A 14455-nucleotide genomic window follows, 5' to 3' on the forward strand; every position below is an offset into this window, starting at 1 on the left:
TTGACACTCCCATTCTTAGAACTTCTCAGCAAATGCAATTGCAAAATTACTGCATTTTTCGATATCCTCTTCATCTTCTGGAGCTAGTTCGATTTTCAATCCTTCTTGTACAAGCTCTGCACCACGTTCTACGAGACGTTCTTCAAAAATTGTCACCGCTTCACAAAACAGCTCATACGCCGTATCACCTGATCCGAATACCGCTACTTTTTTCCCTGCTAAATCTATATTTTCTAAATCCTCATGAAAATCTTCCGCTTCAAATGGTAACTCACCATCGCCCCACGTATAAGATCCTAAAATGATTCCATCATAAGCTAACAATTCTTCAGCATCCATGCCTTCCATTTCTTGCAATACTACTTCATGATCAAAGGCATCTAAACTTACTTTAATTAAATCAGCAATACTCTCTGTATTTCCTGACATACTTGCATATGCTATTAAAATTTTCGCCACCTTGGCATCCCCCTCTAACGATAAATGATTCTCATTCTCATTATATTAATAATGAGAATCAATTTCAATTATATTTTTTATTTTATTTATTCCATACAAAAAAGCACAGATGTCTATACAATCATCTGTGCTTTTTTATTACTTTTTAAAAATACCAAATGGCTTTCCAACTGGTAAAACAACTTTTCCGAAGTGTGTATTTAACACTGCTGCTGCTGAACCATAGAAAGATAATAATGAAATAAGAAGTTCAGAATATGCTGCTAAATTATGCATTGCGTGCGGCATAACACCTAAAGTACTTAATGAAAGACCAATAAATAAGAAATCAATAAGTACGAAAATCATAAATAATACTTTATGTGTTTCCATTGCACCAATCGTCATAAAGATTGTGAAAATCAAATATCCAATAAAGGCTACACCAAGCTGTTTTGAATCTGCAGTTTGGGCTAGTTTTTCGCCAAATACTCCAAGTTGAATTAACCAAGTCGTTCCAACACCTAACCAAAATAGGCCGTACGCACCAAATGCTGTTGTACCGAACGTATTGTTATGCTTTGCATCGTGAATGCATGCAAAGATTTGTGCAAATCCTCCTAAAAAGATTGCCCATGGTAATACAAGTGAAACGCCATCTGTTAAACCTAACTTTTGAGATGATGCTACAAGTGTTACCATTGCTAATCCAAATAAACCAATTCCAGATGGATCTGCTGTTGTCATTTTTACATGATATGTAGTAGTTTGATTGCTCATATAAACCTCCTGATTATAAACATACTCGAATACAATACTTAAATCAGAAGACTATGTCAATGGTTTTTTTTGTATGTTGTCAGACCTTATATCTTATAATAATCGAATATACTTTCGACCAATTCGTAAGGTTTTACATTTACATTTTCCAACTCTTTTATCGGCATCCATAACGGAATATAGATTCCTCTATCTTTCTGCTTAAACTCCTCCCCTTTTCCGTTTCCAAAGAATCCATCCGTAATATAGGCTTCATAATAATATTCGGTACCTTTATACTTCACCTTTGTAATAAGGCTCCTCACTTCTATATGTATCCCTAATTCTTCATATGCCTCTCGCTTCGTTGCCTCTTCAGGTGTTTCACCTTCCTCGATTCCTCCGCCTGGAAAAACATAATACGTCTCATCTTCTCGAATACGTTTTATAAGAGCAATTTTTCCGTCCTGCACAATAATAGCTGCACCACGATGTCTTATCACTTTATTACCTCAATGCCAATCGCAACCGTTCCCAAATTTTCCTCTTGTTCTTTCGTATATATTTTGTATGTACTTTCTAGCATTTCCTCTAAACTATTATTTTCACAATCCAATAATTTTTTATCAATGTGTTCATACATTGCTTTAAAGCTTTCATATCGTGTTATTTCCATTACTTTTACAGCCATCGTTTCTGCCGTCGTAAGGTTTGTAAATACAATTTCATCGCCTTGTTTTATAAGTTGACGTTTTTTGTCGTATAACCGTACTTCATACACTTTTTTTCCTGATTGAATTGACTGAAAAGGTTTGTTATATAATCCCATTTTGTGTTTCATACATTCCACTCCCTTTTATTTACTTTACTTACTAACATACTGACACATTACCAATCCATTAACACAGTTCGACTTCCCTATCTATTATTTACTCTAGTGAGGATGCTGAAATTGCTATGTTATATTTAAATCAAAAATCTGAATATAGTAAATATGATATCGATGATTACATTTATAGTAAAGTTGGCCCACCTATTTTTTCTTGGAATGATGAAACGAAATTAAAATAGGTAAGTTCTGTTCATTAGGAGAAGAAGTTGTTTTCACACTTGGCGGTGGCATCTTGTTGATTGGATAACGACTTATCCATAATATGAAAAAAGCATCCTATTCTTTCTTGCAGGATGCTTTTGGTATTTATTTTCTATTTATAAGCAAGTGATTACATAGGGGACATTGAAATCGAATTTTATCTAAACAATTAAAGTTTGTTTCGCAAATTTGTTCAATCGTTGGAACAAACGGAATGATAACTATGTTACTTTCTATTATTTGTGTCACAGGCGGTAATACTGTTCCTACTTCATATTCAAAGCGAATACTAGCTTGATTAATATAATTGCCTGAACCACTTGGTGCTCGTTCAACTATTACTTGGAACGAAACTGCGCGTGCTTCCCCCGAACTTAAACTACCTATTAAAAATCCCGATACTGGATTTACATTTGGCACTGGAGTATTATCAACCTTTACACTTCCAAGGACAAATCCAACACTACTATCTAACATATCTTGAAAACGAATATTTTGTATGCCAGTATCCCCCGTATTTGTAATAACTGTCGTAAACGTAATAACATCTCCAATTGTTGCTGTTTGCAAATCTGCCCTTTTTACAACTATCGTTGAGACATTCGGCTGAATAAATGGTATTACAACTGTGTTACTATCACCTTCAACTACTACAGGCGGTTCATTAGGGTTTACAGTTGCAAGCCCATTCGCAGTAGCAGTATTTGTAACTAAATTATTTATTTGTCCTCCTGTTATTACAACTTGGAAATTAATAATTGCTGCATCATTTGGCTGAAAATCACCTAACAGGATACCAGTATTCGGATTAGCAAATGGAAGAGGTACATCATTTACCGTTACCGTACCATTTATAAATAACGTATTAGGATCAAGAATATCTGTTAAAACAATATTCATCACAGGAACTGTACTATCATTTATAACAGCAATTCCGTAAGTGACAACATCTCCTATCATCGCTACTTCAAAGTTTGCTCCTTTTGCAACAAATAAGATTGCCGTATTTACCGTTACAATAACTGTATTGCTCGTGTCCATCACTGTAATTGGTGGCTCTCCTGGTACTAAAATATATTCTGCTAATGCCCCAGCAACGTTCACTACTGTACCGCCATCTGGAAAACTTGTAATCGTAGCTTCATATGTTACAATCGCTGTTTCACCAACTGGAATGTCTAAAATCGTAAATCCAGCCTCTGGATTTACTCCAGGACGCGCGACTCCATTTACCATTACACTATTTGGTACAAAAGTAGCTTCCGGAGATAAAGTATCAATAAATTGAACATTCGTCGCATCAGCTGTACCGGTATTTAATATACGAACAGTATACGTTACCGTTTCCCCTACTCCAACAATTGAATTGTCTACTTCTTTTAGCATATCTAAGCTACCTCGATTTACTGGAGTTACTGTCGTATTACTTGGACTCGTAATTGTAAACGGTGGTTCTCCTGGAATCATTTCAAAATCACCAGTGACTCTCGCTGTATTCATAATACTATTAGAAGGCGGAATTGAAATTACATTTACTTCAAATGTGATTAATACGCTATCCCCTACCGCAAGATCCGGTAATAAAAAGCCTACAAAAGGATCTAAACCTACTTGCGAAATTCCATTTATTTGTACACTTCCAGTAACAAATTCTAAACTAGCCGATGGAACATCGATAAACTGAACATTCGCCGCTTGTACTGTTCCCGTATTTGTAACTTGCACACTATAAGTTAACGTATCTCCTAATCGAGTTGCTTCTTTATTTACAGTTTTTACAACACTGAATCGTCCTCTATTTACTCTTGTTATTGTCGTATTACTCGGCTCTGTTACTACAACTGGTGGTTCTCCCGGCACTAAAGTAAAGCTTCCAGTTATATTTGCAACGTTCGTTATTGTTCCTGATGACGGAATCGTTGTAACTGTCGCTTGAAACGCCACTATAACTATTTCGCCAACAAGTATATCTCCAACCTCAAATCCAGTAATCGGATTTAAGTTTGGTTGCAGTGCTCCATTTATCGTGACACTATTTGGTACAAATGACGCTCCTGCTGAAATCGTATCAATAAACTGAACATTGTTAGCTGTTACTGTTCCCGTATTCGTTATTTGCACCGTATACGTTAATACATCTCCAACTTGTGTAGCTGTTCTATTTACTTGTTTAATAACATTAAAGCGTCCTCTATTTACAGTTGTAAGCGTTGTGTTACTTGGCTGATTTACTACAACTGCCGGTTCTCCTGGTACTAATATAAAGCTTCCAGTAGCATGTGCTGTATTGGCAATAGTCCCGTTTGTTGGGACACTGACAACCGTGACTTGGAAGGTGACTTCTACACTTCCCCCTGGATTTAAATCTGGAAGCGGGAATCCATTATTAGGATTGAATCCAGGTTGTATCACACCGCCTATTGTTACACTGCTTTGGACGAATGTTATAGAGGAAGGTAATACATCACTATATTGAACATTCGTCGCTATCACTGTCCCTGTATTTTGAACTACTGTTGTATATGTGAGTATATCGCCTACGGCAACAACTGGCTTACTTACTGATTTTAAAACATTCAAACCAGACTCATTTATTTCCGTTAATGTCGTGTTACTTGTCGTCGTTTCCGTAATAGGCAGCTCTGTTTCACTTACAGTAAATGTAGCTGTAACGTCTACAAAGTTAACAACTGTTCTACCTTCTGGTATGCTCGTTACCATCTCTTGATAGGTGACACGTACAAAATCATCTACAGGTATATTTGGAACTGTAAAACCACTAAAAGGATTTAATCCTGGTGCTGGTACCAAGTTTATACTTACACTTCCTGGTACAAACGCTACACCTTCGGAAGTCGTATCAATAAATTGAACATTGGTCGCTGCCACTGTTCCAAAATTAAAAATCAATACATCGTAAGTTAAAATTTCTCCTACAGTCGCTACTTCCTTATCTACTAATTTTAGCGGAAAAATAAACGCTATATTAATCGTCGTAACGACTAAATTCGTCAATATTGTTTGTGTAATTGGCGGTTCCTGCGGGTTCGGTTGTGAAGTAAATGTAACGTCAGCATCATTTAATATGACTTCATTATCTGGAATTTCTGTAATCGTCACTTGGAACGTTACTGAAATATTTCCATTAACAATTAGTAAAGGAGTAACTGTAAACCCTATTTCTGGATTTACACCTGGTTGCTGGATCGCACCTATTGTTACACTATTTTCAACAAATGTCGTTCCTTCTGGAATTACGTCTTGGAAGAACACATCTGTAACAGGTATAACTCCTACATTCGAAATTAGCACAGTATACGTTAATACATCCCCCATCGTTCCAGTTGCAACATCAACTGTTTTTGTTGCTGTTACTTCACCAGGAGGAGGTAACGGTATCGTAACTACTGTCGTATTACTTGAATTTGTCGTTGTTACAGGTGGTTGTAAAGGATTTAGTAAAAAAGTAGCTGTAGCAGATGCTGTATTCAAAACAGCTCCGCGTGTAGACGGTGCAACAACTGTAACTTGGAACGTTACTGTCAATGGCGTTCCAGCTGCAATATTAGGAAGAGGGAAACCAACATTCGGATCAAATCCAGGTTGAGGCATTCCATTTATCGTGACACTATTTGCGACAAATGTTGTTTCAGGTGCAATCAGATCAACGAAAGAAACATTCGTTGCTGTAACTGTGCCGTTATTTCGAATGACAACAGAATACGTATATGTTTCTCCAAGTGCTGCTTGTTGTACAGATGCAGATTTTTGTATATTTAATTGTGCTGTGTTTACTTGCGTCACTACAAAATTACTATTTGTAATAGTCGTTATTGGAGGGTTTGCTGGATTTATAAGAAAACTTGCAGTAACGTTCGATTGGTTTCTAATATTTCCACCGCTCGGAACACTCGTCACTGTAACTTGAAACGTAATCGTAGCCGTTTGTCCGACCGGAATATTTGGTACTTGAAAACCTGCCATAGGATCCGCACCTTGCTGAACAACACCATTTATCGTGACACTGTTCGCTACAAATGCAGCTCCAGCTGGGATTGGATCTTGAAAAATAATATTTGTTGCGGGAACAGTTCCTGTATTTTGAATAAGAATTGTATACGTTAACGTATCTCCTACACCGGCTTGTGGTGTATTTACACTCTTTATTACATTAATTGATCCTACATTCACTCGTGTCACAACAATATTACTAATCGTTACAATTGTAATTGGCGGTTGGAGAGGACGTACTTGGAAATCCGCAGTGACATTCGCATTATTCGGAAGAACTCTATTTTGTGGCACACTCGTGATTGTTACTTGAAAAGTAACTGTTACCATCCCCCCTACTGGAATATTAGCAAGCGGAAGTCCAGTTGTTGGGTTTAAACCTGGTTGAGGTGTTCCGTTTATTGTTACACTATTCGCTACAAACATTGTTCCAGATGGAATTGGATCAAGGAATGATACATTTGTTGCTGCTACTGTTCCACTATTTTGTATACGAACTGTATACGTTAACGTATCTCCTACACCGGCTTCAGTAGCGCTTACACTTTTCATTACATTTAACCCTGAAGAATTCACGACTGTCATAACAGTATTACTTGGTACTGTTACAGTAATCGGTGGCTCTGTTGGATTTACAAGGAAATCTCCAGTGACATTCGCATTATTTACAACATTATTTCCTTGGGGAATTTCATCAATTAACACTTCAAACGTAACAATTACATTCGCGCCAGTAGGCAAATTATTTAATAGGAATCCAAGTTCTGGATCTGCTCCTTCTTGTAAAACGCCATTAATAAATACACTATTTTCAATAAATAATGTCCCTTGCGGAATTGAATCTTGGAAAAATACATTTGTAGCTGGTACACTACCTGCATTTATGATTTCGATTGTATATACTAAAACATCTCCTACCGTTGCAACATCAGTATTTACTGATTTTACAACTTCAAAGTTCCCTGATTGTACAGTTGTATTCACAACGTTACTCGGAACATTGATTGTTACAGGTGGTTCACTCGGATTCACTTGAAAACTTGCTGTTACATTTGCTTGATTTAAAATATCTTCATTTTCTGGATCCTGTACAATTAATACGCCAAATGTGACTATAACTGTTTGAGCCGCAGAAATATTTGGAAGAGAAAATCCTGTATTCGGATTCAGTCCACTTTGCGGTACTCCATTAATTGTTACAGAATTTGCCACAAATGAAACAGCAGAAGAAATAGCATCTTGGAAAAATACGTTTGTTAACGGGACGTTTCCCGTATTTTGAACGGCAATTGTGTATGTTAAAGTGTCCCCTACTGCCGCTTGTGTTGTATTCACTTCTTTTATTACATTTAAACCGCCTGTATTAACTTGTGTCACAACTGTATTCGTTTGTCTATTAATCGTTACTGGTGGCTGATTCGGGTTAACAACGAAATTAGCTGATACATTTCCGCGATTGGCAATCGTACCCCCTGACGGCGTAGATGTTACTCGTACTTGAAATGTAACAGTCCTACTCCCACCTGGAGATATATTCGCTATCGTAAACCCAGTCGCTGGATTTGCCCCAGGTTGTGAAACCCCGTCCAAAGTCACACTATTTGCGATAAAAGTCGTTCCAATTGGGATTGGATCTTGAAAAATAACGTTCGTCGCAGCAACATTTCCTGTATTTTCAATTGTAATGGTATACGTAAGAACATCATTAATTGTCGCAAAAGCTTTATCAACTGTTTTTCTCGTTCTTATATCAGCTATATTAATAGTAGTAACTACAGTATTACTTGTCGCTTGCCCTGAAACTGGTTGTTGACCAGAAACTGGAATAAAGTTAAACGTTGCACTTGCACGGTTCGGAATTGGATTTACAAGCGGGTTAGATGTTACTTGAACTTGAAAACGCACTACCGTCGTTTGCGAAGCATTAATACTCCCAATATTAATACTACTTGCGGGATTCTCCCCAGGACGCGCTACTCCATTTACCGTAACACTGTTTGCGACAAATGTTGTTCCAGCAGGTATGCTATCAACAAAAATCACATTGTTTGCAGTGACATTTCCATTATTCGTCACATTAACTGTGTACGTTAATACATCATTAATTGTTGCGGTTTGCAAATCTACAGACTTTTGTAAACTTAAATTCGCACGATTTACTGTCGTCTGTACTGTATTTGAAGAAGCTGTACTTGTAACAAGTGGACTTCCTACAAAAGGACGGAATTGATAAGACACACTTGCACGATTTGGAATTGGATTCGGACTTGGGAATGTTGTGACTCTCACTTGGAATGTTATGATTCTCTGTGCATTGTTAGGTATCATTCCTAAATTAATTCCAGTGGCTGGATTCGCGCTCGGCTGGGTTACTCCCCCTACTGTCACACTGCCTGCTATAAACGTCGTTCCATTCGGAATACTATCTTGTAATACAACGTTATCCGCACTTCCCGTTCCTGTATTTAGAATTGTAATCGTGTAGGTAAGAATATCGCCTACCCCTGCAACTGTTTTATCAACTGATTTAACAGGATTTATAATCGGCCCCGTCGCATCAATTTGAACACCAAATCCAGCTGCAGCGTATCCATCTCCATTTGTAACGAACCGAACCGTGGCTGACGTTTGATTATTTACCAATGATGATGAGGCATCTACATTCGTAATATCCCACCCTTGTCTTCGGATAGGAAAGGCTGCCCCCAGCGGCTGATTCAAATTTCCAAATGTGCCGCTCGTATCTAAATTTCCATTGTCATTACAAATTTGTGATTGGAAGAAATTATTTGCGGGATTTCTTGGTCCAGATAAAGCAACTGTAGCATTCATACTCGGCCCAAATCGAAGTTGATCTCCAACAATGTTAGCATCACCTTCTTGGGCAGTTACAAGTACCCTTCCTGTAACAGTTCCCGTAGACGGCGTTGCAAAACCTGAAATAATAGCATCTACTGGTGGTGATGAAGCCTCAATAATTTCTTGACCTGCATACACTGATAAATTTCGAAGTGGTAAACTCGCGTTTTGATAAACAACTTCAAGAGTCCAACCTACCGAACGACTAATTGATGTCTCAGCGGATGTTCTTGTAGCTGGTACGACACCCGTTGTATATGTTCCTGCTCCACCCGTAGTAACAAGATTTGTTACATTAGCAGAACGACTATAATAAAACTGGCTCCCTACTGAACCTTGCTGGGCAGTAGCCGGATCTGGCGTAACAGAAAATGTTCCTGTTGGTGTTGTAAACGAAATATTATCATTTAAAAACGCTGTAACATCCTCAGTATCAGTCCTGTACGTCCCAGCCCACACAAGTTCTGCGTATAATACACTACTCCCTGCTGGCAAGTTTAAAATTGCACTTGAAGAATTTAATCGCCAATCATTTGTCGTTCCTGCTGGGAATCCTGGCACTTGAAGTGATGTATTTACTGTAGTAAACACATCAATCGTACCAAAGTTATTGCCAGGCGCAGGAGATGTAGGACTGAGTCCCAACGTGTTCCCAGTAAACGTGACAGCACCAGTTACTGTTGTTGTAAAACGGTTCATAAAAGGCACATAATCATCTCATTTCATCTATAGTAAAAAGTGATTTATACTATAAAATGTAGACAACCTATGTGATGTACGTTGTCCAACAAAATTCCGCATATGCGAGAGGAGTCTGTAACATTATGCGCTATGTAATCATAACAGGAACTTCACAAGGTTTAGGTGAAGCAATTGCCACGCAATTATTAGAAAAAAATACAACTGTCATCTCTATTTCTAGAAGAGAAAATAAAAAGCTTACTAAACTTGCAGAACAAAATAACAGCAATTGTATGTTCCATTCCGTAGATCTTCAAGATGTACATAACTTAGAAACTAACTTTAAAGAGATCATCTCATCTATTAAAGAAGACAATGTATCCTCTATTCATTTAATTAACAATGCGGGCACACTTGCACCAATGAAACCAATTGAAAAAGCAGAAAGTGAACAACTCATTACGAACGTTCACATTAATTTACTTGCACCTATGATTCTTACATCTACGTTCATGAAACATACGAAAGAATGGAAAATAGATAAACGCGTTATCAACATTTCATCTGGAGCAGGAAAAAATCCTTATTTTGGATGGGGCGCTTACTGTACAACGAAAGCTGGTGTAAATATGTTTACACAGTGCGTAGCTACTGAAGAAGCGGAAAAAGAATACCCAATAAAAATTGTCGCTTTTGCACCTGGTGTTGTTGATACAAATATGCAAGTACAAATTCGTGAAACAAATAAAGAAGACTTCACAAATTTAGACCGCTTCATCGCATTAAAAGAAGAAGGAAAACTACTGTCACCTGTATACGTTGCGAAAGCTATACGTAACTTACTAGAAACTGAGGACTTCCCGCAGGGTGAGGTTATTAGAATTGATGAATAGCGAAAAAGCGTGCTAAAATAGCACGCTTTTTCATTCTATTCCTCTAAAAATATAAGTACAGACTCCATAATTTGCTCATAACCAATTTCTTTATAAATTTTATTAGATGTTGGATTTGCTAAATCCGTATACAATGTGGTCGTTTTATAACCTTCATCTAACAAATGTTGACTGAGGGCGGCTACACAATTAGACGCATATCCTTTTTTCCTTGCTTCTTTTGGCGTATATACGAAATTAACCGTTATGTTATTATTAGTTGGTCTCGTTTTTGCAGCTACAGAAACGAGTTTTCCATCCACTTCCAAACCAAATAGACGACTATTATTGATTAATGTATGTGCTGTTTGTTTCGCTTCTTCTTTCGTAGTTGGGAGCTTCACGTCTTCACAAAATTGATATATCCACTGTTCTATTAATGGTAGTTCATCACTACTTACTTCTCGAAAGATTCCATCTCCGTTCCACTTTTTCTTTACTTGTTTTAATTCATATATACCTTGCTCCATTGCAACATTCGTTTTCTTATTTTCTAACATCGCGATCTCTTCCGCTAATTTCTGTACAATTTTCTTATTACCAATCAATCCAGGAATATCCGGATATACTTTCGTTAACTCTTTTGCAAGCACTTTGATAGCTACTCCCGAAATTTCAGCATTTGCAACAATGATTTGTTTCTTTTCTTCTGTTTGAAGAAATACAACCGCAATTTCTTCTCCTTGTTTCGCTGCCCCCATAAATATCGGTTCTTGGACCATTTGTAATAACCCTAATATAAGATTATTTTCCTGCTCATTCTTTTCTAAAAATGGTGTAACCTCTTCTTTAAAATTAAGTATCTCTTCATACACATGTAATTGAATCATCGACAATCTCTTCTCTCTATTTATAGTTTCATTAAGTATTGGCGATTAATTCATTAAATCCTTCTTTTACGATTCAATAATATTCAAGACTAACGTATTCAAATCATTTTCAGCTTGTAAAATTCTCTGTTTTTCCTTTTCAAATACCTCTTCTTCTTGTTGAAACGACTCTTTTCGTTTTTTAATCATGCGCTCCATTTCTTTTTTACTCGGGCCACCACATACATTTCTTTTTTGAATAAAAGCTTCGGGTGATATAATCTCTTTCCACTCTTCTTCTAATAAACGCACTTTCAAATTTTCTTGTAAGTACAGATCTACTTCTTCGAAATGTAATTCATGAAGCTCCTTTTTCTGCTCCAATGACATATTTGCAATAGCACTTGCTGCATGATGCGCTTGTCGAAATGGAATGTCATAGTTTTTTGTTAAAACATCTGCAAAATCAGTTATCGTAATTGCATGTTTATAGGAACGACTTTTTAACGTTTCTTCTTCTACTTTCATCGTTCGAATGACTGCATTCATAATACAACACACACGAATTGTCTTTTCAATTCCTTTGTATAAATACGGCTGCAAGTCATCCTCTGTATCGACAATATCACCAAATGGTGTATTATGAATCATTTGAAATACAGTAAAAGCTTCCCCTAAAGCACTACTCGTAATAGCTCTGGCATGTTCAATTGAAACCGGATTTCGTTTTTGCGGCATAATACTACTAATTTGTACATATGGCTTCGCAACAGTAATACCATCATATTCTTTCGTTGCTAATAATAAGAAGTCATGAATCCATCTACTCGTATTTGTCATCATTACCATAAGTAACGAGCTAACTTCTAATAAATAATCCGCACCAGCAACAGCATCATATGAGTTCTCGATTACATTTGTAAATCCAAGTAAATGAGCCACTCGCTCTCGTTTAATTGGGAAACTTGTTGTAGAAAGAGCAGCTGCCCCCATCGGAGAATGATTTAAAAGCTGATACGTTTTTTTCATTCGTTCTAAATCTCTTTGCATCGTATCGTAAATCGCTAACGCATAATGACCCAATGTTGTTGGCTGTGCTGGTTGCGTATGTGTATATGCTGGCATTATCGTTTTCTTATGATCATCGGCAAGTTGCAATATACTTTCTTGCAATAACAAATGATGTTCCATTAATCGTAAAACATATCGTCTTAAACTCATGCGATACATCGTAACGCCCATATCATTTCTACTTCTACCAATATGCATATTACTTACAAAATCACATTTTGCTTCTTGAAAAATTAAATGTTCTACTAAAAAAAAGAGATCTTCATGTTGCTCTGTATATAGCAATTGATCTTTCGGAATTCCCTCTATCTTTTTTAGTGCGTTTAATATAACTTTAGCTTCTTCATTTTTCATTAAATTTTCTTCAGTCAACATTATAATATGTGCTTTGTGCACTTCAAACATATCTTTCAATAAGTAATTTCGCTGAAAATCAAATACATGTTGTAATACACAATCCACATATGTTTTCCCAGGGAAATCAGCGCCTTCACTCTTTATAAACTCTTCTCTACTCTGTTTCATCACCTTTTCCCCTTTCACCTAAGTATTACTACCCATCATACCCAGAGATAGCAAAAAAGTGCTTGTACACAAAAATAAACTCGGTGCTTTAAGCACCGAGTTTATTTAATAAAAGTCACATCATATTTATCACTTTGCAACACTTGGAAATGTAAGTTTGCTAAATGTTTCCGTATTTCCGCACTGTCGTCCTCATTTAAATCATTTGCTAAGAACACTATTTCTGTACAGTTCCCGCGTTTATCCATTGCATAAACTGCTTTTGTCACTGTCCATGGTGTATAACCATTCTTTTGCCCCGCGTGTCTGAATATTTTACGATATTTCTTGGCACTCATATCCGTCTCAACGATATCCGCCCACACTTTTTCCTCCGCTTCTGTCAAGCCACCTTTATGATTTGCCTTTTGAAGCAATACCATATAATCGTTTGCAGAAGCAGCCGGCAATCTATCTGACCAAATTTTATCGTAACGGTCCTCCAAATAAAGAGGAAGTTCCTTCTGCAATAATGGCCCTTTCTGTTTTAAGCGTTCATGAATAATCATCGCATACTCACGATATTGCTCTTGAGACATTTCTTTTAACTTTTTCTCTATTTTATCTTTTGGAACATGTAGTTCTTTATGCAAGTATCCCGGAATGTATAAAGATGAAACAATCGGAAATAGTGGTTGATGTGCAGGAAGCGATAAACTTTGTAAATTTCGGTTAATGTTATCCAATCCTAACACTTCCATTAAGTATTCAGTATTCGCATTTGAACTGAACTTAACCATACCTTTTGCAACTTCCTCTAATGAGACTGCTCCTTCAGTTATTTTTTCTTTTTTTTGCAAATAATTTTGCCATCTGTCTTGTGCACCGCCATCTGTATTCGGCACATAATAACGATTCACATCATTAATGGAAACGAAACTAGAGGGGTCAATTTTCCCTTCTGTAACTTGTTTCGTATATTCAAGTGCCACTATTAGCTTCATCGTACTAGCAACTGGCAATACAACATTTGGATTTACAGAATAAACAACTTTATCATTTCTCTTTACTAAAAGCGCACTATTTTTCTCATCTTTATGTTCTTCAATAAAAGATGCTATATACTGTGCATCATCATTATTTGAACTCCAAACTTTTTTCACTAAAAAATTACCCGATATTAGCAAAACGAAAATACCCACAATCACTGCGCATACTATAGTTTTTTTCAAGTAAAATTCCTCTCCTATTGTGTAACTCTTATCTCTCTATCTTTTAAAAACAAAATAATGGAGATG

At 36.7% G+C, this 14455-nt stretch carries 9 protein-coding genes and 1 pseudogene; 2 read left to right on the forward strand and 8 right to left on the reverse strand.

The window, feature by feature from the left end:
- Positions 1-15: 15 nt before the first annotated feature.
- From COE49_RS25935 to COE49_RS25950, 4 genes are all read right to left on the reverse strand, one after another.
- Positions 16-459 (reverse strand): flavodoxin, encoded by a 444-nt coding sequence (locus COE49_RS25935; RefSeq protein WP_071711416.1) that lies wholly within the window; start codon positions 457-459, stop codon positions 16-18.
- A gap of 138 nt (positions 460-597) precedes the next feature.
- Positions 598-1218: an acetate uptake transporter gene (locus COE49_RS25940; RefSeq protein ID WP_098841011.1), complete on the reverse strand. Its 621-nt coding sequence runs from the start codon at positions 1216-1218 to the stop codon at positions 598-600.
- A gap of 86 nt (positions 1219-1304) precedes the next feature.
- Positions 1305-1700, reverse strand: a complete 396-nt coding sequence (locus COE49_RS25945; RefSeq protein ID WP_098841012.1) for an NUDIX hydrolase — start codon at positions 1698-1700, stop codon at positions 1305-1307.
- Positions 1697-2038, reverse strand: coding sequence for an ASCH domain-containing protein (locus COE49_RS25950; protein ID WP_098946150.1), 342 nt, complete (start codon positions 2036-2038; stop codon positions 1697-1699). Before COE49_RS25950 ends, COE49_RS25945 begins: the two co-directional genes overlap by 4 nt.
- Positions 2039-2154: 116 nt before the next feature.
- Here COE49_RS25950 and COE49_RS25955 point away from each other — a divergent pair.
- Positions 2155-2347, forward strand: a pseudogene (locus tag COE49_RS25955) (CatB-related O-acetyltransferase); the annotation flags it as partial.
- A 48-nt stretch (positions 2348-2395) separates the two neighbouring features.
- On the opposite strand, the gene COE49_RS25960 reads toward COE49_RS25955, so the two are convergent.
- The gene (locus COE49_RS25960) at positions 2396-9868 is read right to left on the reverse strand and encodes a DUF7507 domain-containing protein (RefSeq protein ID WP_098946151.1); all 7473 of its coding nucleotides are present in this window, start codon (positions 9866-9868) and stop codon (positions 2396-2398) included.
- 116 nt (positions 9869-9984) lie between these two features.
- On the opposite strand from COE49_RS25960, the gene COE49_RS25965 reads away from it, so the two are divergent.
- Entirely contained in the window at positions 9985-10734 is a 750-nt protein-coding gene (locus tag COE49_RS25965) for a (S)-benzoin forming benzil reductase (protein ID WP_088229847.1), read from the forward strand.
- A gap of 35 nt (positions 10735-10769) precedes the next feature.
- Here the strand turns inward: COE49_RS25965 and COE49_RS25970 are convergent, their stop codons facing one another.
- The 3 genes from COE49_RS25970 to COE49_RS25980 all read right to left on the reverse strand — a co-directional run bounded on the left by COE49_RS25970 (position 10770) and on the right by COE49_RS25980 (position 14389).
- On the reverse strand, positions 10770-11603 hold the full coding sequence (locus tag COE49_RS25970) for a GNAT family N-acetyltransferase (RefSeq protein ID WP_088229848.1): 834 nt from the start codon (positions 11601-11603) through the stop codon (positions 10770-10772).
- A 66-nt stretch (positions 11604-11669) separates the two neighbouring features.
- Positions 11670-13178 carry an argininosuccinate lyase gene (argH, locus tag COE49_RS25975; RefSeq protein WP_141556645.1) on the reverse strand — a complete coding sequence of 503 codons (1509 nt, stop codon included), beginning with the start codon at positions 13176-13178 and terminating at the stop codon, positions 11670-11672.
- Positions 13179-13279: 101 nt separating this feature from the next.
- The gene (locus tag COE49_RS25980) at positions 13280-14389 is read right to left on the reverse strand and encodes a serine hydrolase (RefSeq protein WP_088229850.1); all 1110 of its coding nucleotides are present in this window, start codon (positions 14387-14389) and stop codon (positions 13280-13282) included.
- Between the last annotated feature and the right edge of the window lie 66 nt (positions 14390-14455).

The sequence above is a fragment of the Bacillus sp. AFS029637 genome (genome assembly GCF_002584985.1).
In the GTDB taxonomy this organism is placed as follows: domain Bacteria; phylum Bacillota; class Bacilli; order Bacillales; family Bacillaceae_G; genus Bacillus_A.